Origin of the sequence: Aeromonas sp. ASNIH4 (assembly GCF_002934425.1) — a bacterium.
GTDB classification, from domain to species: Bacteria; Pseudomonadota; Gammaproteobacteria; order Enterobacterales; family Aeromonadaceae; genus Aeromonas; species Aeromonas hydrophila.
In genome coordinates this window covers 3,891,939-3,914,244 of the sequence record NZ_CP026217.1, presented here as the reverse complement: position 1 = coordinate 3,914,244, position 22,306 = coordinate 3,891,939, and the positions used below count along the sequence as shown (strand labels likewise).

Sequence of the window (22,306 nt, the reverse complement as noted above, 5' to 3'; positions counted from 1 at the left end):
GGGTACGGACAAGTATGGCATGTTGCCGGAGTCAAAGAGCTACCACGCTCGACGCCAGCCTGGGGGCGGTCAATTCTTCCCCGGCGTCAGGCACCTGGCGGGTTGATGAGAAACACCACAGCACCGCGATAGGCCGCCGAGTCGGCCAGCCTGCTCTCCCACGTTGGATCCCACTCGCCTCCCTGCACCAGCCCCACCTTGAAGGGCAGGGTCAGCCGCGTCAGCGCCTGCAGGTAGCGCGCGTAGCCCGGCTCGGTGCGGCGGCCGCGATAGGTCTGCACCACCAGCTCGTCGACCACGCCGGCGAGGGCGTTGAGGGTCGCCACATCGCCGGTGCGGGTCCAGTCCAGCAGGCCGGTGATGCTGATGGCGCAGTCGGCGGGCAGCTGGCGGCGGAGCTGGCGCAGGAAGTCGCCATAGTCCGCCAGCCGGTGGGTGCGGGCATCAAAATCGATCTGGACGCCGCGCACCTCATTGCCCTTGCGCTGCCAGGCCGCCAGCTGGTTGGTCAGGCTCTTGAGCAGGGTCTCATCCCAGTCGAGCCGCTCCACCCGGTAGGCGAGCCAGAGCTCCTTTACCGGCAGCTTGCTCGGCGCTATGCCCTGCCCCTGAAAGCGCACGGGCTGGCGCGCATCGAGCGGGCCTATCTCCCCCTGATGCAGATAGAGCCGCTCGGCCTGTTGCAGCACCGGCTGGGGCCTGACCCCGGCCCACAGCCAGAACTGGCGGTAGTGGCTCGCCTCGACGGCGGCGCTGGCCTCGGCGCTCAGCAGCGCCAGCATCACCAGTAATATTTGAGCTGCTTGGCCCACTGGCTCGTTCCGTACTGGCGTTTGAGGGTGTTGAACCAGCCCTTGCGCTGGCTGAGTGGGATCTCCTGGTTGCCGCAGCTGTTGTTGCCGCTCGGGGCGTAACAGTTGATGGCGCGGTAGAGGGCGTAGGCTTTCTCCTCCTTGGCGGCATTGGGGCTGGCGATCACCTGTTGATACCAGTCGAGCCGGCTGTGCTGCTGGCCGGCAAACAGATCCCGGCTGCCCGCCAGGGTGTCGGCGCCCGGCCGCTGCAGAAGCGGATCCCAGTCCAGTCCCTGGCTCAGGAAAAACTCGCCGAGGCAGTTGAGCGCCCTGGGCGATTTTGGGTTGTCCGCCAGGGTGGTGACCACCGCCGTGAGCGCCGGGCACTGATACTCCTGACTCCCTTGCCAGTCGAACGGGGTAGCCAGCGGAGCCAGCGCCAGATCCTGCAGGAAGCCCCGGTAGTCGCTGTGGGTCAGCTGCTTGTAGCGCAGGGTGTGGCCGGCGCGCTGGCGCAGGGTGTCGGAGGCCTGCTCATCCTGCACCATGCGGCGCAGCAGCGGGGCCGGCGCCACGTACTCCAGCAGGGGAATGCGGTAGTGATCGCTCTGGATGGGGCTCTCCTTGGCGAACACCTGCTCCAGCCGGCCGGCCCGTTCCAGGGTCATGGCCAGCGCCAGTTGCAACAACTGATCCTGCAAGGGGGTGGGCTGGCTGGCGAGCAGGGCGCGCCACTGCTGCTCCGCCTCGGGCAGCGCCTGACTGGCCGCCAGCGCCATGCCCTTGAGCACCTGCTGGCTGAACGCCAGGTTGTCGAGTGGCCCCTCGCCGAGGGCGGGAGCGGCGGCGATGACGGCGGCATAATCCTTGGCCAGATAGTAGCGCTCGGCCTGCTGCAGGTAGGCGAGCCAGGCCGGGTTGCTGGCAAACTGGGCGTTCTGCTGCGTCAGCTCGCCGCTTTGCAGCGGTTGCCACTCGTCCCAGCTCTCGTGCAGCCGCAGCCGGCGCAGATCCTGCACCAGGGTCAGCTGCGGCATGGCGGATGAGCCGGTGAAGCCGGGCTGCATCAGCAGCTTGAGGTCTATTTCGTTGAGCAGCTCCGGGTTGCCCGGCTGGCGGCTCGCCTGCTGGAACAGGCTGGCCAACGCCGCCTCGTCCCCCTTGAACCAGGCGAGCCGGCGCAGCAGCCCGTTGGCGGAGTCGAGATAGCGCCCCTCTGGGTAGCGGCTGCGATAGTCGGCGATGAACTGCTCGGCGCGCTGCACGGCCGCCTGGTCAATCTGGTTGCGATCCAGGGTGCCCCAGTCATCGAAGGCGCTTTGCTGGGACTGGTTGAGGGCGACCCGGATCCGCATGTAATCCGCCGTCTCTTTCAGCCAGGGCTGATCCTGCCCGGCGAGGGCGGCAAACAGCGCATCGGCCTGGGCGAACTCCCCCTGATAGAAGAGTCGGCTGGCGGCCAGGTAGTCGGCAAAGCCCTGGCCGGCGGCCGACAGCGGCATGGCCTTGTCCTCCGGCGCCGTTTCGATCTTCTGGGCGCACTGGCCCAGCATGGCCAGCCGCTGGCGGGCCAGCTGGCTGCGCTCGTCGGCGCCAAGCGCCGAGGTGTCGACCAGCGCCTGCAGGAAGGCTTCGGTCGCAACCGGATTGTTGCTGATGCAGCGCCCCTCGCTCCAGCCGGCGGCTCGCTCCAGGGCGGCCTGGGTGGTGCTCTGCTCGATGCCGAGACCGGCGGCCAGCGCCAGCAGGGGATCCGGCACGGCGGGGGCCGGCTCGGCTTGGGTCGGGTTGAGCAGGGCCGGGTTGAGCAGATCCTCGATGGCGAAGGGCAGCGGCAGCGGCGCCTTGGGCAGCGAGAAGGCCTGCTCATCGGCCAGCAGCAGCGCCAGGTTGGTGCGGGTGTCGTTGTCGGGGGAGAGGAACGGCAGCCCGTTCAGATGGCACTGGGCGGCGGTCAGTTGTAGGGTGAGCGGCGTCTCGCAGCCATCCGGGCCGCAGGCCAGGGCGGGCAGGCTGCACAGGGCCAGCCACAGGGGAGTCAATTTCATGGGCGCTTCCAGCAGGAGTCGGGATGCTGGCACGCTACAAGATGCCTACGTCCCTTTCAACTGACCATAGGGGCAGGTCGGCCGGCGGCGGGCCTACTGCAGACCGGGCCCTTTGGCCGAGAAGGGGCAGTCGCGCTGCTGGATCCGTTGCTCCCCCGAACCCGCCGCCCCCTGCCAGTGCAGGGCGAGTTGGCCGAGGCGGCCCAGGTGGCGCAGCTCGAATTCGTAGCGCAGACAGGGCTCGGCGAGTGGCAGGCTGGCCATGCCGGTCGGCAGCCGATAGTCGTAGCGCAGCAGGGGGCCGTCTGTCAGCGTGCTGCGGCTCGGTAGCAACCCTTCCGCCGTGGGGACGGGGGCGCTCAGCCGGCGGCGCAGGCTGAGGGGGGCATCGATCGCCTTCTGATAGTGCAGGCCGTTCATGGCCGCCAGCTCCTCTTCCAGCCGTTGCAACTCCCCCTCCAACCCGCTCAGCGCGGCCCCCAGCTGTTGATGAGCGGGGGAGGCGCAGCCCCCCAGCAGCAGGGTGAGGAGCAACAAGGGGGCGCGGGTCGGGTACATGGGCTCTCCTTTGAGCGCACGGATGGGCTGGGCCGGGGCTGACTATAGCAGGGTATTGGTGGGCGGCGCGGCGCGCAGCAGACCGGCGAGCCGCTCCAGCCCCTCGGCGACGCGGGCGTCGGTGGCCGGCTGGCTCAGGCTCAGCCGCACGCCCTGCGGCGCGGCGAACTGGCCGGCGGCGAAGTGTTCCCCGCTCGCCACGCCGACGTCAAGGGCGTTGGCGGCCTCGGCAAACTCCTGGCTGCGCCAGGGTTCCGGCAGCGGCAGCCAGGCGTGCATGGAGCCGGCCTGCCAGCAGGCCCCCGGCAACAGGTGGCGCAGCAGCTCGCCGCGACGTGCCAGGATCTGCCGCTGCTGTTCGACCAATGGCATGATCTGGCGCTGGCTCACCAGCTTGCAGGCCAGCTCGATGAGCAGCGGGCTCACCATCCAGCTCGACAGTCGCATCGCCTGGGCGAAGGCGCCGCGCAGGGCCGGCGGGGTCAGCACGAAGCCGACCCGCAGGCCGCCACAGGCGATCTTGGCCAGGCTGCCCAGATAGATGACGCGCTCCGGCGCCAGATTGACCAGCGGTGTCACCGGTTGCTGGGGCAGCAGGCCGTTGACGTCATCCTCGATGATCAGCAGGTCGTGGCGACGGGCGATGGCGACGATGGCCTCGCGCCGCGCCAGGCTCATGGTGGCGGTGGTGGGATTTTGCAGGGTGGGGGTGAGGTAGAGCAGCTTGGCGCGGCGGGTGCGGCAGGCCGCCTCCAGCGCGTCGGGCAGCAGCCCCTCTGCGTCCATCGCCAGCCCCACCACCTGATTCTTCAGCTGACGGGCGTTGCCCAGCATGCCGGGGTAGCTGAGCCCTTCGCAGAACAGGGTCTCCCCCACGCAGCCGGTGGCCAGCAGGGAGAGCATGATGCCGTGCTGGGCGCCGTGGCTGAACAGCAGATACTCCTCGCTGCCCGCCACTCCCTGCTCGGCCAGCCAGTCGATAAAGAGCTGGCGCTGGCTCGGCTGGCCCGCCTCCTTGTCATAACCGAGCAGAGCGTTGAGATCTCCGTCCGCCACTTCCGCCAGCATGGGGCGGATGATGGCGGCCCGATCCAGCTGCACCGGCAGGTTCTGCCACAACTCGATGCGGTGTCCCTCCTCCTTGCGGATCACCCAGGCGTTGGCCGGATCCTCATGCTCCCCCTTGACCCAGGTGCCGTGCCCCACCCGGGCGGCCAGCAGCCCGCGCCGCTCCGCCTCGCCATAGGCGCGGGTGACGGTGCCGACGGTAACCCCCAGCCTGTCCGCCAGCGCCCTGTGGGTGGGCAGCCGGGTCTCGGGCGGCAGGGAGCCGTCCTGAATGGCCTGCTCGATGGCCTTCACCAGTTTGAGGTAGAGGGGGCCGGCGAAGGGGGTGAGGTTCGGGGTCCAGATTGTCATGGTGACAATAAATCCATTGATCGAAATGTATCGGCAATATAGCGTGATTTTGAACCCGATAACAACCAAAAGCGGCGCATTGTATCGATACAATGTGTGCAGTTCAGGAGTACAAAGATGACGATCGAATGGTATGCCACCCTGTTTGGCTTTGCGTTGCTCACCTGTGGCACGCCGGGCCCCAACAACCTCATGCTGACCGCCTCCGGCGCCAACTTCGGGGTGCGTCGCACCCTGCCCCATCTGATCGGTGTCGTGGTGGGACAACCCGTCCTGCAACTGGTGCTGGCGCTGGGGCTCTACCCCCTGTTCGAGCGCTGGCCGCTGCTCAAGCTGAGCCTGCAGGTGCTGGGCAGCCTCTATTTGTTGTGGCTGGCATGGCGCATTGCGGTGGCCGGTGCCCCCGGTGATCCGGAGCGACGTTCGCGCCCGCTGACCCTGCTGGAGGGGCTGGGCTTTCAGTTCCTCAACCCCAAGGCCTGGATGATGGGGATCTCCGCCATCAGTCTGTTCAGTCTGCCGGGCAGTGCTTACTGGCCGAGTCTGTGGGGCATCATGGCCGTCTTCCCCATGGCGGGATTGCCAGTCTGCTTTGCCTGGGTGCTGTTCGGTCATCAGCTCAGCCGCTGGATCAACTCTGACAGAGGCTGGCGCCGGCTCAACGGCAGCCTGGGGGCGCTGACCGCGCTCTGCGTGGTGATGCTCTGGTACTGAGTGCTGCCAGGGGCCGCATAAAGATGCGAAGAAAGTGCATCTGCGGCCTTGTCTGACGGGCACCGGCTCTGCATATTAGAAGGCTTGTCGCCGAGTCGGCGCCCTGCATCATCAAGAGGTTGAGATGGATCTGAACTGGTTGCTTCCCCTGGCGGGCTTTGCCCTCATCACCTGTGGCACGCCGGGCCCCAACAACATGCTGCTCACCAGCGCCGGTGCGGCCCAGGGCTTTCGCCGCAGCGTGCCCCTGCTGGTGGGCGTGGTGGGGGGGATCAACCTGATGATCCTGGCCACGGCGCTGGGGCTGGGGGTGATGTTCGAGCAGGTGCCGCTGCTGCACGACGGGCTCAAGCTCATCGGCTCGGCCTACCTGCTCTGGCTGGCCTGGAAGGTGGCGACCGCCAGCGGCCCGGCCGAGGGCAACCGGCCGCTGATCCCGGCCCATCAGGGGGCCATGCTGCAGCTGCTCAACCCCAAGGCGTGGATGATGGCGCTCTCCGCCATCAGCGGCTTCACCCTAGCGGGGGAGGCCTACTGGCCCTCCGCCATCTGGGTGCTCGGCATCTTCTTCGTGACCGGCCTCTATACCGGGGCCTTCTGGGTGCTGTTCGGTGCCCAGGTGCGCCGCCTCATCCGCACCGCCAGAGGCTGGCGTCGTTTCAATCTCGGCATGGGGGTCGCCACGGCGGCCTGCGTGCTGATGATCTGGATTTAGTCCGGGCCTGTGCCCGGGCCTTTACCGGCTGTCTTGTTGGCCCTGCGGGGCCTTTTTTATTCACGGGGCGGTGCGATGACGCGCGCCGCCCTCTGTCTGGTTTGCACAAGGAGGTCCCATGAAATGTATCGGTCTGCTGGGTGGCATGAGCTGGGAATCCACCGTCAGCTACTATCAGGCGCTCAACCGGGGCGTGCGCGAGCGGCTCGGCGGCCTGCACTCGGCGCGGGTGCTGCTGAGCAGCGTCGACTTTGCCGAGATAGAGCGGCTGCAGCACATCGGGGACTGGCCCGCCACCGCCCGCCTGCTGGCGGCCGAGGCGCGGGCCATCCAGGCCGGTGGCGCCGACTTTCTGCTGATCGGCACCAACACCATGCACAAGGTGGCGCCCGAGATCGAGGCCGCCATCGATATCCCGCTGCTCCATATCGCCGATGCCACCGCACGTCAGTTGCAAGCGGACGGGATCCAAAGGGTCGGCCTGCTCGGCACCCGCTTCACCATGGAGCAGGATTTCTACAAGGGGCGTTTGCAGGAGAAGTTCGGGCTGGAGGTGCTGGTGCCCGGCGAGGCGCAGCGGGAGCGGGTACACCGCATCATCTATGACGAGCTGTGCCTTGGCGACATTCGCGACGCATCGCGGGCCGAGTATCTGGCCATCATCAGCGCACTGGCCGACGCGGGAGCCCAGGCGGTGATCCTCGGCTGCACCGAGATAGCCTTGCTGGTGGGGGAGGCCGAGGCCGCGGTGCCGCTCTACGATACCACCGCCATTCACGCCGAGGCGGCAGTCACTCTGGCACTGGCTTGACGACAGGGGCCTGCTGGCAAGCAGGTGAGGCAGATAGTGGGTTGGAAAATGCCGGCGCCACGGTGCCGCTCTACGACGCAACCATGGCCATCCACGCCGAGGCGGCGGTAAGCCTGGCGCTGGCTTGACGACCATGGCTCTACTGGCAAGCGGATAAGCCAGAAATTGTCCGGCTGCCGGCTCGGCAGGGCTTGACCTTGCCGCAGGGTTGCTGCTTAGGCTGAAGGTCCGCTTTGGCCAACGAGGAGTGACTCATGCAGCGTCGCGATTTTCTCAAATTCTCCACCGCCGTCGGTATCGCCGGTGCCCTGCCCTGGTGGGGGCGGGCGGTTGCCGCCGAGCGCCCAGCCCTGCCGATACCTGCGCTGCTGGAGGCGGACGCCAGCGGTGTGTTCCAGCTCAGGGCCCAGCAGGGCCAGATGCAGTGGCGACGCCAGCCGACCCATAGCTGGGGCTACAACGGCAACCTGCTCGGCCCCACTTTGCGTGCCCGTCAGGGGCAGGCGGTGCGAGTCCGGGTCGCCAACCAGCTGGCGGAGACCACTACTGTTCACTGGCACGGGCTGGAGGTGCCTGGCACCGCCGATGGCGGCCCGCAGGCCAGTATCCCTTCCGGCAAAGAGTGGCAGGCGGCGTTTCGCATCGAGCAGCCGGCGGCCACCTGCTGGTATCACCCTCATACCCACGGTCAGACCGGCCATCAGGTGGCCATGGGGCTGGCCGGGCTCTTCATCCTCGACGACGAGGAGAGCCTGCGGTTGCCGCTGCCCCAGCGCTGGGGGGTGGACGATATCCCGCTGGTGCTGCAGGACAAGCGGCTCGATGGGCGGGATCAGGTGGACTACCAGCTGGACGTGATGAGCGCCGCAGTCGGCTGGTTCGGCGATCTGATGCTGACCAACGGCGCCGTTTATCCGACCCACGACGCGCCCCGCGGCTGGCTGAGGTTGCGGCTGCTCAACGGCTGCAATGCCCGCTCCCTCAAGCTGGCGACCAGTGACGGCCGCCCCTTGTATGTGATCGGCAGCGATGGCGGCCTGCTGGCGGAGCCGGTGGCGCTGAGCGAGCTGGCGTTGCTGCCGGGGGAGCGCTTCGAGGTGATGGTGGATGCCCGCAACGGCAAGGCGTTCGACCTGCTCACCCTGCCGGTACGCCAGATGGGGATGACCCTGGCGCCGTTCGATGCGGCCCTGCCGCTGCTACGGATCCGGCCCTCCCTCATTGAGGGCAAGGGACGCTTGCCGGACAGCCTGGCCCGGCTGCCGGCGCTGCCGGCCACCCAGGGCTTGCCGAGCCGCACCCTGACCCTGTCGATGGATCCTGAGCTGGATCGGCAGGGGATGCAGGCGCTGATGAGCCTCTACGGCCACGGCGCCATGGCGGGCATGAGCATGGCCCACGGCTATACGGGCACCATGGCCGGGATGAAGATGGACGGGCAAGGCGATGGGATGGCGGGGATGGATCATGGCGACATGGCCATGCCAGCGGGGGAGATGCAGCACGACACCATGGCCGGGATGCAGGAGGACAAGGGCAGTGCCAAGCCGCTGGATCTGCACGGCGGCAACCGCATCAACGGCCAGGCCTTCGCCATGAACGACCCGCAGTTTGCGGTCAAGCGCGGCCGCACCGAGCGCTGGATCATCTCGGGGGAGGGGGACATGATGCTGCACCCCTTCCATATCCATGGCACCCGTTTCCGGATCCTGAGCGAGAACGGTCAGCCGGTGGCCCCGCATCGCGCCGGCTGGAAGGACATCGTCAAGGTGGAGGGTGGGCGCAGCGAGGTGCTGGTGCGTTTCGATCACACGGCGCCCAAGGAGCGGGCCTACATGGCCCACTGCCATCTGCTGGAGCACGAGGATACCGGCATGATGCTCTCGTTCACGGTGGAAGAGTAAAAAAGAATGGCCCGAACGGGGCCATTTGTTCATTTCACTGGTCAGATCTCACTATCTACGCACGCCACATACCCCTCGGCATAAAAGCGTGTAAAATTGCGCCCTGAATTTTCCGGCCAGCGCGCGCTGGCCGCGACTCCTTACCTGCAAGGCTGACACTGTGACTGAAGTAGATAGATTCGCGGACATTCGCCCCTACCGCGATGAGGAAGTGCCGGCAGCCATCGAACGGCTGATCCGGGATGATGAATTTGTCGGCGCCATCGCCAAGTATCGTTTCGGCTCCTTGATGAGCTGGCTGGGCTGGGCCATCCGCCCGCTGATCCGCCAGTTCCTGCGCTACAAGTGGTCCAAGGTGACCACCATCCATCAGGTGCAGATGGGGGTGACCCGCTACATGAGCCGGATGATCGCCACCTCCACCCAGGGGGTGACCTTCTCCGGGCTCGAGCATCTGAAGAAGGAGCAGGGGTACCTGTTCGTCTCCAACCACAGGGACATCGCCATGGATCCGGCGTTCGTCAACTGGGGGCTGCACACCCACGGGTTCGATACCGTGCGCATTGCCATCGGCGACAACCTGCTGCGCAAACCCTGCGCCACCGAGCTGATGAAGCTCAACAAGAGCTTCATCGTCAAGCGCTCCGCCAAGGGGCCGCGGGAGATGATGAAGGCGCTCGGCGAGCTGTCGGCCTACATCGGCCAGTCGGTGCACGAAGGCCACTCCATCTGGATCGCCCAGAAGGAAGGGCGCGCCAAGAACGGCGATGACAAGACAGATCCGGCCATCCTCAAGATGTTCTACGTGGATGGCAAGAAGCAGAAGATCGAGTTCGTCGACTACATGCGCAGCCTCAATATCGTGCCGGTCAGCATCAGCTACGAGCTGGATCCCACCGACAAGGCCAAGGCGCGCGAGCTGTACGAGAAGTCGGTCAACGGCAGCTACGAGAAGGGCGAGTTCGAGGACATCGAGAGCATCGTCGCCGGCATCGTTGGCCAGAAGGGGCGGGTACACGTCTCCTTCGGCGCCCCCATCACCGAGGGCTTCAGCGATCCGGATGAACTGGCTGCGCTGATCGACAAGGCCATCTGGGGCAACTACCGGCTCTTCCCGGGCAACTACCTGGCTGCAGATGTGTCCGGCAAGGCCAACACCATCGAGCAGGCTGCCTTCCTGAGCCGTCAGTCGGAGGTGCCGGAAGAGCACAAGGCCATCTGGCGCGCCATGTACGCCAAGCCGGTGGAGAACGCCGGCAAGGCTTGAATGGCACCGGTTATCACCGGGTGATGCGAAAAAAACGGGAGCAGATGCTCCCGTTTTTGCGTCTGGTCAAAGTCGACGGTGCTGGAGTAGTGAATAATATTGTTTCAGCTGGTACGATCACTGGGCGAACGCGCTTGTGCCTCTTGGCAAGCCGCGGATGAGTGTGTAACAGTGCACTCATCCCGCTTGATACGAGCAAATGCTCTATCTCTGTCTGCACGGATTGCAGGCGGTGTGACACAAGGACCTCAACAGGGTCCTTTTTCATTTTGCGGCTAAGATGTCGCCTGAATACACCTAAGGAAGCGCCATGATCACCGGCAGTCTGAACACCCTGCAGCGCACGCCGCTGCCCGCCCCGCTGGACCGCATCATGGTCGAGGTGGTGCAAAGCGTCGAACAGTGGCTGCAGGCGCCGCTTGGCAAGCAGGAGATCGACGGCCTCAAGCTGTTCTGCCTGGTGAGCGAAGAGCTGACCGAGCCGGCTGCGGATCGCCGTGGCGAGTTCCATCAGCAGTATCTGGATATCCAGTTGCTGCTGCGTGGTGAAGAGTGGATCGGGGTCGGGCCCCATGGCTATGTTGCCGAAGGCGCCGATCATCCCCATCCCGACCTCTGGTTCGTTGAGGACGAACAGACCAGTTATCTGGCGTTGCAGCCCGGCGACTTCGCCATCTTCTGGCCGGGAGAACTGCATCGCCCCCTCTGTACCCCCAACCAGCCGGCTCAGGTGAAGAAGCTGGTGGTCAAGGTGCACCGGGATCTGCTGGCCGGCCTGTGACCGCTGGCGCAGCCTGGCTGAGACGAGTGCCCGGAATGATCCGGATTTGCACTTAACATATTAAAAAATTGGGCGCACTTTCCTGCGACCATAAGCCCCCGGCAGGGGAATCCCATCCACTTTGGATGACACGACACTGTCGGCATAAAGCCGAAGCACAGGAAGATGTAGAACATGAGCAAGTTGGTATTGATCCTTAACTGCGGTAGCTCTTCCCTGAAATTTGCCGTAATGGACGCCGAAACAGGTGAGGACATGCTGTCCGGCCTGGCCGAATGCTTCAATCTGGATGATGCACGTATCAAATGGAAACTCCACGGGGTCAAGGGCGAAGCCATGCTGGGCGCGGGCGCCGCGCACCAGGAGGCCCTCGACCACATCGTGGGTCACATCCTGCCGCAGGATCCGACCCTGGCCGAGCAGCTGGTGGCCATCGGTCACCGCATCGTGCACGGTGGCGAGCAGTTCTCCCGTTCCGTTCGCATCGATGACGGCGTGATTGCCGGCATCGAAGCCGCCATTCCGTTCGCCCCCCTGCACAACCCGGCGCACCTGATCGGCATCCGTGCCGCGCTCAAGGTGTTCCCGGCGCTGGCAGAGAAGAATGTGGCCGTGTTCGACACCGCCTTCCACCAGACCCTGCCACAGGAAGCCTATCTCTACGCGCTGCCCTACAAGCTCTACAAAGAGAACGGCATCCGTCGTTACGGCGCTCACGGCACCTCCCACCGCTTCATTGCAGAAGAGACCGCCAAGGCGCTGGGCAAGCCGCTCTCCGAGCTCAACATCATCAACTGCCACCTGGGTAACGGTGCCTCCGTCTGCGCCATCCGTGGCGGCGAATCCGTCGACACCTCCATGGGCCTGACCCCGCTGGAAGGGCTGGCAATGGGCACCCGCTCCGGCGACATAGACCCTGCTGTAGTCTTCTTCATGCACGACCAGCTCGGTTACAGCGTGGAGCAGATCAACCACACCCTGACCCGCGAGTCCGGCCTGCTGGGCATGACCGAGGCGAGCAGCGACTGCCGCTATGTCACCACCAACTACGCCACCGATGCCGGTGCCAAGCGCGCGCTGGACGTGTTCACCTACCGGGTGGCCAAGTATGTCGGCGCCTACGCTGCCGCCATGGATGGTCGTCTGGACGCCCTGGTGTTCACCGGTGGTATCGGTGAAAACGCCGCCATGGTGCGCGAGATGGTGCTGGCCCGTCTGGCCCTGTTCGGCTTCAAGATCGATAAGGAAGCCAACAACGCCGCTGTGCTGGGCGGTGAAGGCCCTATCACCGCCGAAGGCAGCCGCTTGGCGCTGGTGATGCCCACCAACGAAGAGCTGGTCATCGCCCGCGATGCCCTGAGCCTGGTCGGCTAACGCCCCCTCGCTCCCAGACAACGCCCGGCCCCTGCCGGGCGTTGTCGTTTGTGGCGACCGTGGCGCCGGCTGTCATTTGACATGGGGTGGCAGATACGTACCCTGACCGCAGTTTCACGCACAGGAGAATGGGATGAAGGAGATGTTTTTTCGCTGGCTGGCCGGGCTCGGGCTGGAGGTAACCGGCATGATGGGGCTGGTGATCGCTCTGGGCTTTATCGTGCTCACCTCGCTGCTGCTGCACATGCTGCTGCACCGGGTACTGCTGGTGCGGCTGGTGGGCGTGCTCGGCAAGACCAAGCAGGTGTGGCTGCCGCCCCAACTGCAGCAGCGATTGTTCTACCGGCTCGCCTTCGTGCTGCAGGGGGCCGTGCTGCTCGGCCAGGCCGAGATCTGGCTGCCGCGCAACTCCGACAGCCTGCAACTGATCGAGATGGTGGCCCAGCTCTGGATCCTGCTGTTCTTGCTGCTCTCCCTGTTCGCCCTGCTCGACTGCATGCTGTCGGTGAGCCGCTACACCCGGCTCGGGCGGGATCTACCCCTGCGCGGCATCTTCCAGGGGGTGAAGCTGGTGGGCAGCATCCTGGTGGGCATCCTGATGATCGCCCTGCTGCTCGGCAAGTCGCCGCTGTTCCTGTTCAGCGGTCTGGGTGCCATGACCGCAGTGCTGATGTTGGTGTTCAAGGACCCCATCCTCGGGCTGGTGGCCGGCATCCAGCTCTCCGCCAACCGGATGCTGAGCGTCGGTGACTGGCTGCAGATGGACAAGTACGGCGCCGACGGCGAGGTGACCGACATCGGTCTCACCACGGTCAAGGTGTCGAACTGGGACAAGACCATCACCACCATCCCCACCTATGCCCTCATCTCGGACTCCTTCAAGAACTGGCAAGGGATGACAGAGTCGGGTGGCCGGCGCATCAAGCGCAGCGTCAACATCGACATGACCAGCGTGCGTTTCCTGACGGCGGACGAGCAGCTGCAGCTCAAGCAGGCCCAGCTGCTGGCGCCCTATCTGAGCCGCAAGGAGCAGGAGCTGAGCGCCTACAACCAGCAGCTGAGCGACGCCATCAGCTGCCCCATCAACGGTCGTCACCTCACCAACCTCGGCACCCTGCGCGCCTATCTGGACGCCTACCTGCGCGCCCACCCCGGCATTCGCAAGGACATGACCCTGATGGTGCGCCAGCTGGCACCGACCTCGGACGGCCTGCCGCTGGAGATCTACTGCTTCACGGCGACCACCGCCTGGGCCGATTACGAAGGGATCCAGGCCGACATTTTCGACCACATCTTTGCCATCATTGAGCAATTTCATCTGCGGTTGCACCAATCTCCCACAGGTTACGATATGCGCGCCTGGCAAAAGGGGTAAACGACCGACCGGCAGGGGCTGGCGGCGGATAAAAAAAGCGATATTAATCGCCGACCCGCCGCCACTTGTCAGTTGAAATTTGTCCGGCAGAGGAGAAAAATGGCGGCCTTCTCTTCGCCCCCCGGATCGCCCGCCGCTCCCGGGTCAGCCCAGAGTCTTGAACCACGTCATCCATTACAGGAAAGTTATGAAGCTCCTCCACACTACTGCGGCCGCGCTGTGCTGCAGCCTCCTCTTGGGCGCCGCGCCTGCGCTCGCTGTTGAATACGCCCTGCCTGCGGCCAACAGCCGCCTGGTGGGTGAAAATCTGGAATACGTGGTCCCGGCCGAAGAAAACGGCCAGCCGCTGGAGGCCGCTGCCGCCAAATTCCAGCTGGGGCTGACCAACATGCTGGAGGCCAACCCCAAGGCGGATCCCCTGCTGCTGCAGACCGGCGAGAAGCTGATCGTGCCGCACCAGCTGATCCTGCCGGATGCGCCCCGTGAAGGCATCGTGCTGAACGTGGCCGAGATGCGCCTCTACTACTACCCGAAAGGCAAGAAGGTGGTGGAAGTGCTGCCCATCGGCATCGGCCAGCTCGGCACCGACACCCCGGAAAACTGGGTGACCAGCGTGCAGCGCAAGAAGGCGGGCCCGACCTGGACCCCGACCGCCAAGATGCATGCCGAATACGCCGCCCGTGGCGAAAGCCTGCCGGCAGTATGGCCGGCCGGCCCGGACAACCCCATGGGGCTGTTCGCGCTCTACATCGGCAAGATGTACGCCATCCACGGCACCAACGCCCAGTTCGGCATCGGCCTGCGGGTGAGCCACGGCTGCGTGCGCCTGCGCAACGACGACATCGAGTACCTGTTCAAGAAGGTACCGGTCGGTACCCGCGTCCAGTTCGTCAACCAGCCGATCAAGGCCAGTGTCGAGCCGGATGGTCGCCGTTACCTGGAAGTGCATCAGCCGCTCTCCCGCAATCAGGAGGAGTTCAACTCCAGCCTGCCTGCGCCGCTGCCGATGACCCCGGCGGTGACCCGCTTCATCGCCCACGCCGACAGCGACTCCCAGCTGGTCAAGCAGGCGCTGGAGCAGCGCAGCGGCATGCCGATCGCGATCAATCGCTGATTGGTGCTTGCCGACATGGCCCCGACCTCTGGTCGGGGCTTTTTTTTGCGGCCGTGGCGGGGCTCTGCCACTGATCGTGCCCGGCGGATAAGCAGTTGCTGCGTCAGGATAAAATCTGGCGGAACGGGGCAAAGCTGGTCTGTTGGTTAAAGATGAAACGTTTATATTGTGTTTTCTGTTTGTTAAAAAAGGTTGAGGTCATGGGATCTGCTGATTAAGCTAGGGCGGTTTTTTTAAGGAAGAGCCCGTCGTCAGAACGGGTACACACGTCACATAACGGAGTTTTGAATGACAGCCAGCACACCCATGCTCATCACCTTTCTGGTGTACATCCTCGGGATGGTCCTGATCGGCTTCATCGCCTATCGCGCCACCCGCAACTTTGACGACTACATTCTCGGCGGCCGCCGGATGGGGAGCTGGGTGACCGCCCTCTCCGCCGGCGCCTCCGACATGAGCGGCTGGCTCCTGATGGGCCTGCCGGGCGCCGTCTTCATCGGTGGTATCTCCGAGAGCTGGATCGCCATCGGCCTCACCCTGGGGGCCTACCTCAACTGGCGCTGGGTCGCCGGCCGGCTGCGGGTGCATACCGAGAAGAACCGCAATGCCCTGACCCTGCCGGACTACTTCACCTACCGTTTCGAGGACAAGAGCCGGGTGCTGCGCATCCTCTCCGCCCTGGTGATCCTGCTGTTCTTCACCATCTACTGCGCTTCCGGCGTGGTGGCTGGTGCCCGCCTGTTCGAGAGCACCTTCGGCATGAGCTATGACACCGCCCTCTGGGTCGGTGCCGCGGCCACCATCACCTACACCTTCTTCGGCGGCTTCCTCGCGGTGAGCTGGACCGATACGGTGCAGGCCACCCTGATGATCTTCGCCCTGATCCTCACCCCGGTGTTCGTCATCATCGCGGTGGGCGGCATCGACACCGCCATGGTGCAGGTGGCTGCGCAGAACGCCAGCAACCTCGACATGTTCAAGAACCTGGACTTCATCGCCATCATCTCGCTGATGGCCTGGGGCCTGGGTTACTTCGGGCAGCCCCACATCCTGGCGCGCTTCATGGCGGCGGATTCCCACCACTCCATGGCCAATGCCCGTCGCATCAGCATGACCTGGATGGTGCTCTGCCTGGGTGGCGCCGTGGCCATCGGCTTCTTCGGCCTGGCCTACTTCTCCACCTTCACCGAACAGGCGGCCGGCGTCACCGGCAACCCGGAGCGGGTCTTCATCGAGCTCTCCAAGATCCTGTTCAACCCCTGGATTGCCGGTGTGCTGCTCTCCGCCATCCTGGCGGCGGTAATGAGTACCCTCAGTTGCCAGCTGCTGGTCTGCTCCAGCGCTATCACCGAGGATCTCTACAAGCCGTTCCTGCGCAAGAACGCCTCCCAGAAAGAGCTGGTGTGGGTCGGTCGCATGATGGTGCTGGTGATTGCGCTCATCGCCATCGCCGTTGCCATGAACCCGGAGAACCGGGTGCTGGGGCTGGTGAGCTACGCCTGGGCCGGCTTTGGTGCCGCCTTCGGCCCCGTGGTGCTGCTCTCCGTGCTCTGGTCGCGCATGACCCGCAACGGCGCCCTGGCGGGCATGCTGGTGGGTGCCCTGACCGTCATCGTCTGGAAGCAGTTTGGCTGGCTGGGGCTCTATGAAATCATCCCGGGCTTCCTCTTCTCCGGCCTGGCGATCCTGGTATTCAGCCTGCTGGACAAGGCCCCCTTCAAAGCCATGCTGGATCGCTTCGACGACGCCGAGCGTGAGTTCCAGACCCCGCCGGATGCGCTGGGTCAGCCGGTTGCCGTCAACTGAGTCAGTTACTGTCGATAACAAAAAGCCCCGCATCGCGGGGCTTTTTTATGGCACTTAGTTGGGCATAGCCTGTGGCGCGGCTGTGTGCAGAGCAGGCCGGTCGGCAAGGGTCTCTGCCTACCCTTGCGCGGCGAGCCAGCGCTGCAGCTGCTGCACAAACAGCGCGGGCTGCTCGATGGGGTAGAGGTGGCCAACATTCGCCACCTGCAGGCGCTGGCAGGCGGGGATGGCGTTGCCAAGTGCTTCGCACACTTGCGCAAACAGCGCTCTGGTCTGCGCGCCCTGCACGATGCAGATGGGCAGCCCGAGCCCGGCCAGCCGCGACGGCGACCAATCCGGCCGTTCGTTCTGGCTCAGCTGCTTGGGAAGGCTGGCGACCTCTGCCAGCTGGGCCTGCTGCCACTTGAGGGATTGCGCGGCAAAGTAGCCTGGGCGGCCCCCCGAGCCATCGATCAGGGTGGCCACCGCCTCTTGCAACTGCCCAGCTTCAACCTGACCAAACACGGGGTCGAACATGGCGCCGGCATCGGCCAAAAAGGCGGCGAGCCCCTGCTCATCCAGCGCTCCCGGGCAGCCCGGCTCCACCAGATAGAGGCTTCGGACGCGCTCTGGTGCCTGCAAGGCAGCGGTCAGCGCCACATCCGCCCCATAAGACCAGCCGACCAGATGGACAGGCCCGCACGCCAGCTGTGTCAGCAGCGCCAGCAGATCGTCGGCATGGGTCTCAAGGCCGAAAGGCGCCTCTTTGCCCGCCTCGCCAAAGTGGCGCAGGGTGGGGGCATAAACGGTGTAGTGCTGCGAGAGCTGCTCGATATGTTCGAGCCAGAGGGTGTGGTTGGCCAGCGCGCCATGGATCAGCAGCAGCGGCTTACCGGAACCGGCCTGCAGGCAGGGCATTGGGCTGCCATTGATGATAAAAGTGTGAGTCTGTGACTGCATATCAACGCCTCCTCGGCGTGTCGTAGAAGTGGGAGAATATATAGCAAGCGCCCTGCGGCTGGTAAGTGAGCGCTTTCAGGTCAGCGACAGCCACTATAAGCAAAAGTTGGGTCATTCACGGAGAATCCATAAATCCAGCTTATAGTGGCACCGACGAGCCTTGGGTTGCATCAGGGTGACTGATACAAGCCCCACAAGGGGATCTCCCGATCCTTGGTGATGTATTGGCGGGGATATTCGCGATTGTCCGAATACGCTGCGCTATTCGAACCTACGGGCTTAATCAGTGAATGACAGAACCGCCTCCGTGTCAGTAAATTCTGCTATCGAGATGGTGGTTGCGAGCATTTTTGGTCACTCAAGATTTATACAAACTTGATTGTGCCATGCAGACATGTTCGGCCATTTTTCATTAGAGATTCCATTATGAGACCAATAGATGACTTCTCCTGTTTTTGATATGCAGAAATAGTCACCATTATCCTCAATGAAAGGCAATAAATCTCTCGGTACACCTATAATTTCCCAAGCTATTCTAGCCATTTCAAAAATATCAAGGCGGTCTGCACCGGGCAGAATAACTGCTGCTTCAAAAATTGCGTTTGCGACATCACTACCAGATTTTAAAAAGCATCGATAGTCATTGTGAAATGTGATGCCTAGTTTTCTCTCTGCAATGGCTATTTCATCATCTGTCGGGATTCTAAATGGGTCGTTTTACATAAAAATATTCCAAAGCATTAATTGTTGGGATGACTGTTGTATAGTATAGGGTTTGGAAAGATAAATTATATTAAATGACTGCATGTTCTAAAATTGCTGCAAGTTTATAAGCTCTATCCAGATGAAAATCAAGTTGCGGGTCATCTAATCTATTTGGTGGTCATCAATCATTCTGAAGTCCATAAATAGCTTGTGTTTTATTTTATGGTAATGGGGCTTGCTTTTGTTTTGTATTATATTTAGGGCTCCACGCACTTCGTTATATATTACTCTATCTTTGTTGAGGTAATTATCTATTGCCCTCAGTTCATTGAGTAGTTCAGTTTCGATAGATTCAATAGTCATAGGTTCTTTATGGCCTATTATTAGCCCTTTTGTCGTTGGTGGAGGGAAAGTCAGGGAGCTATCAGAATATCTCTATTGATTGCTTTATTCGCGACTGTTCGAATCTACGGGCTGTGGCCGGTAAGTAACCTCTTTCAGGCTGGAGATAGCCGCTATAAGAAAAAGTTTGGTCATCAGCGGAAAACCTATAAATCCAGCTTATAGTGGCATCGAAGAGCCTTAGGAAGCAGTCCCATCAATGTGATTAATAATTGGTACCAAACCTTGAGTGACTACAATACCAGCAACCGCAAAACTTATATTGTAAAACCATGGCATTGAATTAAATATTGCATTAATAAAACCTAATGCGCCTAAAATACACAGCCCAAGGAGAGGCATGGCTGATACGATTCTCATAAATCCTCTATCCTCACCAAGAATGGATTTCCAACGGCCATGAATTACCTCCCAAAACAGATAACCGGCGAAAGCAGTAACAAAACCAAGAGTATAACCAAAGATACCGTTACTCACTTCATGATAGCCATGTTTATTTGCGTACTCCATAAACTGAAAGGATGCTAACCAAACAATACTTCCCCATCCGCCAATTTGAGTTTGCCATGTTTTCATGTTTATCCCCTTAATTAATTTCATAACATAACATAACATAACATAACATAACATAACATAACATAACATATAATAACATCTTGCTTAGCGGGTGATTATGAGTGAACTGATTGATTTTTCGTATTTAGCAGAGAATTTTTATATTAGCTGCTTAATGTTCACTTAATACTCTATTGGGCCAAAATGTCCTTGATATCCGACTTGGGTAATTATAAGCCGATTGATAGATTTTACTTTCACCAAGCCGGACTGTAAGGGATACCCAAACAGTGCAAAATTTTTTACAGTGAAAGCATTCGCATATTTTTCTCGCTCTGGGTGGTAACGTCGTAAGGATAGACCATAGCTCGTTTCAAATGGGTGGCCACCTGTTCTAATTAGGCTGAAAAATGAAGGGTAAACAACCCCATCAAAACCAGCGTTCTGTGCTGCCTTAGCTATATCTCTGGATATTTCATAAGAGTGAGACTTGGCAAGAAACAACATATGTATAGCCATATCTAAGCTCTCGAACTCCGTCACATCCTCCTCTAAAACATGAGTCAGATCTAAAAGGTGTAGATCTCTAGTGGTTTCAAACGTTGCGACATATATTTCATCCTCTGTGGAAGCCCGGCATTCATGTATGCAAACATCAATATCCTGGGAACCGTACATAACTGATAAATCAACAGAGTCTAAACGTCCATTTCCCGCAAACTCAATAGGAGGACTGTCATACTCTGTATGATTAGCAGGGTTCTTAGGATTAATTCTGAGTCGATAAAACTTCATACCACTAGGCATCAATCTCTCAGGATACTCCTTGATTACACGCTGAATAACTCTCGCTCGGCTGCCATTTATTTGCAGCTCCTTAAGCGGTTCAATCTCGCCAACCATCCACAATCGTGGTCCGTAGTGAAAAAAGCCAATTTTAGCAGCATTTTCAATCAGTTTTATATCTCTTTCAAGCCAAGGCGATGGCCGGATATCACTTTTTCCATAGTGATGCTCATTGGTTTGAATTACTGGTGCTGCGCCATAGTCACAGCGAATAGTTGTTCCACTGACAAAGAAACGCCAAGCTAATCCCAAGATAAGCTCTTTAGTAAGTTTTTTGCCGCTGTTACTTTTGCATTGTGGGCATTCTTCTGATGACTCAAGGCCAATTTTGTATGAATCAACACTAAGCCCTTCATCCTCAAAACAATCTGAACAAAGTAATATACAATTATCATCTATTTTTTGCTCATGCATTTTAATGTTCCTTTCAGCTTCACAGTAGTCAGATGGAAAATGGAGCTAATCGCGTAATTCCATATAGACGTGAATGCTGTAAAACACTGTAATAAAAAATTATGGAAATACTATTTTTGCTAGGCGTAGCCACCTCATTGCACCACAACAACGTCCACGTCACTAGCGTTCCATTCTTCTTCTAAAACTGAATTTCTACCGATTCCACACTGCGTGTTGCCTCGCCGTGATAAACCGCCTCGATATTATTGCCATCCGGATCGAGGACAAAGGCGGCGTAATAGCCGGGGTGATAGACCCGCTCGCCGGGGGCGCCGTTGTCCTGGCCGCCATTGGCCAGCGCAGCCTGATAGAAGCGATCCACCATGGCCCTGTCTTGTGCCTGAAAGGCGAGGTGATGGCGGCCGGTCAATACCCCCAGCGCCGCCGGGCTGTCTACAGCCGTGACAAACAGCTCATCTGCCCAGAAATAACCCTCACCGGTGCCGCCTATGGGGATGTCGAGGGCGGCGAGTGCGGCCGTGTAAAAGCGCTGGCTGGCGGCCAGGTCTTTCACCACCAGCTGGAGATGGTCGATCAGCCGACCGCGATGCAGAGTTTGTGTTTCCATACACCACCTTGCTTTACATGTTGTGGATGAGTCGCCGGCCGCCCCTCGCTGTGATCGACAGGAGTTGGCAAGCCGATGGCATGGCTACCGCCCCTGAATTTCAGCCTCCAGTCTGCTGCTTTGTAACCAACGGGGGTGGCGGAGAGGGCTCATGGATGACTCCGATGCGGCTTGGATTGCCATTCGGGTATGGTAGCGAGAGAGGGGCGCAGGGGAAGGGCGAGGTGATAAATGTTGGGGCGGGATCAACAAATTGGTCAGTACGGCAAGGGGGGCCCTTGCCGGGGGAGAGAAGCTTGTTCAGGCGTGGGGAAGGGCCGCAGCCCCTCCCTCAGGCCAGTGCCAGCTGCTGGCGGGCGCGCCACAGCCGTTCGTGGAAGAAGAACACCACTGTGTTGATGGCAGGCTCGATCATCGCCATCACGCCGCCGGTGAGCAGCTCGCCGCTCAGCAGGTAGGCGACGCCAAAGGCCACCGAGAAGTGCACCAGGGCGAAGCTGCTGGTCTTGGCCTGCAGGCTGTGGTGGGGCTTGAGTTTGTGCCAGCCGAGATCGTGGAAGTAGAAGGCGACCGTGTTGACGGCGGGCTCTATCAGGGCGATCAGGCTGGCGGTGAGCAGTTCACCGGTCAGCAGGTAAGCCACGGTGAAGGCCACGGTGAAGTGCAAAACGGCAAAGCTGATGGTCTTTTTCATGATGGCGGTTCCCTCTGGTGATGAGCAGAGTATCCCCCGAAATCCCATTAAATGAAAACTATTCTCATCTAATGGTTGGATAGGGACGACCTATCAAGTGAGAACGCCCTCACCGGATTGGGAGTTGCCTGGGGCCACAGCGGCGCTAGAGTGAGCCTTTGCCATGAAAAAGGAGCTTTCATGCAGATGAATATCAACGCCACCCTGTTGGGGCAGTTCATCCTGTTGCTGATGATCATCGTCGGCGTCGTGGCCTGGCGACTGGCCCGCCGCAAGAGCGAACATCCGGCGCTGATCACTGTGCTGTGCATGCTGCTCAGTCTGGCCCCGCCTTTCGCCCTGCTGGCGCTGCTCATTCTGGCGCTCTGGCGGGATCTCCCGGGCAAAACGTGAGGTTGGCCTGCATGGAAAAAGCCCCGTGACGGGGCTTTTTTATTTGCGCGTCTCCCGCTCAGCTGCCG

21 protein-coding genes are annotated in these 22,306 nt (G+C 61.3%); 11 read left to right on the top strand and 10 right to left on the bottom strand.

Features of this window, described 5'->3' with window-relative positions; translation table 11 throughout:
- Positions 1–86 precede the first annotated feature (86 nt).
- The 4 genes from C2U40_RS18045 to C2U40_RS26575 all read right to left on the bottom strand — a co-directional run bounded on the left by C2U40_RS18045 (position 87) and on the right by C2U40_RS26575 (position 4,819).
- A complete protein-coding gene (locus tag C2U40_RS18045) occupies positions 87–812 on the bottom strand; it encodes a DUF3142 domain-containing protein (RefSeq protein ID WP_103828162.1) in 726 nt (241 codons plus the stop codon).
- Positions 782–2,842, bottom strand: a complete 2,061-nt coding sequence (locus tag C2U40_RS18040; protein WP_233768789.1) for a hypothetical protein — start codon at positions 2,840–2,842, stop codon at positions 782–784. Before C2U40_RS18040 ends, C2U40_RS18045 begins: the two co-directional genes overlap by 31 nt.
- 93 nt (positions 2,843–2,935) lie before the next feature.
- A complete protein-coding gene (locus C2U40_RS18035) occupies positions 2,936–3,400 on the bottom strand; it encodes a hypothetical protein (RefSeq protein WP_103828164.1) in 465 nt (154 codons plus the stop codon).
- Positions 3,401–3,442: 42 nt separating this feature from the next.
- Positions 3,443–4,819 carry an aminotransferase-like domain-containing protein gene (locus tag C2U40_RS26575; RefSeq protein WP_181014842.1) on the bottom strand — a complete coding sequence of 459 codons (1,377 nt, stop codon included), beginning with the start codon at positions 4,817–4,819 and terminating at the stop codon, positions 3,443–3,445.
- Between the two features lie 117 nt (positions 4,820–4,936).
- Here C2U40_RS26575 and C2U40_RS26570 point away from each other — a divergent pair, with 117 nt between their 5' ends.
- The 10 genes from C2U40_RS26570 (at position 4,937) to putP (ending at position 16,680) form a co-directional block, all read left to right on the top strand.
- Entirely contained in the window at positions 4,937–5,533 is a 597-nt protein-coding gene (locus C2U40_RS26570) for a LysE family translocator (protein ID WP_016351932.1), read from the top strand.
- 124 nt (positions 5,534–5,657) lie between these two features.
- Positions 5,658–6,248: a LysE family translocator gene (locus C2U40_RS18025; RefSeq protein ID WP_017766272.1), complete on the top strand. Its 591-nt coding sequence runs from the start codon at positions 5,658–5,660 to the stop codon at positions 6,246–6,248.
- Positions 6,249–6,366: 118 nt separating this feature from the next.
- On the top strand, positions 6,367–7,059 hold the full coding sequence (locus C2U40_RS18020; protein WP_103828166.1) for an aspartate/glutamate racemase family protein: 693 nt from the start codon (positions 6,367–6,369) through the stop codon (positions 7,057–7,059).
- Positions 7,060–7,313: 254 nt separating this feature from the next.
- Complete coding sequence (gene cueO, locus C2U40_RS18015) at positions 7,314–8,963, top strand: multicopper oxidase CueO (RefSeq protein WP_103828167.1); 1,650 nt, start codon at positions 7,314–7,316, stop codon at positions 8,961–8,963.
- A 160-nt stretch (positions 8,964–9,123) separates the two neighbouring features.
- Positions 9,124–10,230: a 1-acyl-sn-glycerol-3-phosphate acyltransferase gene (locus C2U40_RS18010; protein ID WP_011707330.1), complete on the top strand. Its 1,107-nt coding sequence runs from the start codon at positions 9,124–9,126 to the stop codon at positions 10,228–10,230.
- A gap of 310 nt (positions 10,231–10,540) precedes the next feature.
- The gene (locus tag C2U40_RS18005) at positions 10,541–11,011 is read left to right on the top strand and encodes a YhcH/YjgK/YiaL family protein (RefSeq protein ID WP_049048167.1); all 471 of its coding nucleotides are present in this window, start codon (positions 10,541–10,543) and stop codon (positions 11,009–11,011) included.
- Between the two features lie 174 nt (positions 11,012–11,185).
- Positions 11,186–12,385: an acetate kinase gene (locus C2U40_RS18000; protein WP_024945799.1), complete on the top strand. Its 1,200-nt coding sequence runs from the start codon at positions 11,186–11,188 to the stop codon at positions 12,383–12,385.
- Positions 12,386–12,518: 133 nt separating this feature from the next.
- Entirely contained in the window at positions 12,519–13,760 is a 1,242-nt protein-coding gene (locus tag C2U40_RS17995) for a mechanosensitive ion channel family protein (RefSeq protein WP_011707327.1), read from the top strand.
- A gap of 187 nt (positions 13,761–13,947) precedes the next feature.
- Entirely contained in the window at positions 13,948–14,874 is a 927-nt protein-coding gene (locus tag C2U40_RS17990; protein ID WP_016351926.1) for a L,D-transpeptidase family protein, read from the top strand.
- A gap of 288 nt (positions 14,875–15,162) precedes the next feature.
- On the top strand, positions 15,163–16,680 hold the full coding sequence (gene putP, locus C2U40_RS17985; protein WP_103828168.1) for a sodium/proline symporter PutP: 1,518 nt from the start codon (positions 15,163–15,165) through the stop codon (positions 16,678–16,680).
- A 117-nt stretch (positions 16,681–16,797) separates the two neighbouring features.
- Here putP and C2U40_RS17980 read toward each other — a convergent pair whose 3' ends face one another.
- The 6 genes from C2U40_RS17980 to C2U40_RS17955 form a co-directional block, all read right to left on the bottom strand.
- Entirely contained in the window at positions 16,798–17,619 is an 822-nt protein-coding gene (locus C2U40_RS17980; RefSeq protein ID WP_016351924.1) for an alpha/beta fold hydrolase, read from the bottom strand.
- Between the two features lie 354 nt (positions 17,620–17,973).
- Positions 17,974–18,276 (bottom strand): SMI1/KNR4 family protein, encoded by a 303-nt coding sequence (locus tag C2U40_RS17975; RefSeq protein ID WP_230599375.1) that lies wholly within the window; start codon positions 18,274–18,276, stop codon positions 17,974–17,976.
- A 630-nt stretch (positions 18,277–18,906) separates the two neighbouring features.
- Positions 18,907–19,302: a hypothetical protein gene (locus C2U40_RS26215; protein ID WP_133295832.1), complete on the bottom strand. Its 396-nt coding sequence runs from the start codon at positions 19,300–19,302 to the stop codon at positions 18,907–18,909.
- 162 nt (positions 19,303–19,464) lie between these two features.
- Positions 19,465–20,541, bottom strand: coding sequence for an RES family NAD+ phosphorylase (locus C2U40_RS17965; RefSeq protein ID WP_104467495.1), 1,077 nt, complete (start codon positions 20,539–20,541; stop codon positions 19,465–19,467).
- Between the two features lie 181 nt (positions 20,542–20,722).
- Positions 20,723–21,151 (bottom strand): VOC family protein, encoded by a 429-nt coding sequence (locus C2U40_RS17960; protein ID WP_103828170.1) that lies wholly within the window; start codon positions 21,149–21,151, stop codon positions 20,723–20,725.
- A gap of 331 nt (positions 21,152–21,482) precedes the next feature.
- The gene (locus C2U40_RS17955; protein ID WP_045526198.1) at positions 21,483–21,845 is read right to left on the bottom strand and encodes a DUF2061 domain-containing protein; all 363 of its coding nucleotides are present in this window, start codon (positions 21,843–21,845) and stop codon (positions 21,483–21,485) included.
- A gap of 186 nt (positions 21,846–22,031) precedes the next feature.
- On the opposite strand from C2U40_RS17955, the gene C2U40_RS17950 reads away from it, so the two are divergent.
- Positions 22,032–22,238, top strand: a complete 207-nt coding sequence (locus C2U40_RS17950; RefSeq protein WP_181014843.1) for a hypothetical protein — start codon at positions 22,032–22,034, stop codon at positions 22,236–22,238.
- Positions 22,239–22,306 lie beyond the last annotated feature (68 nt).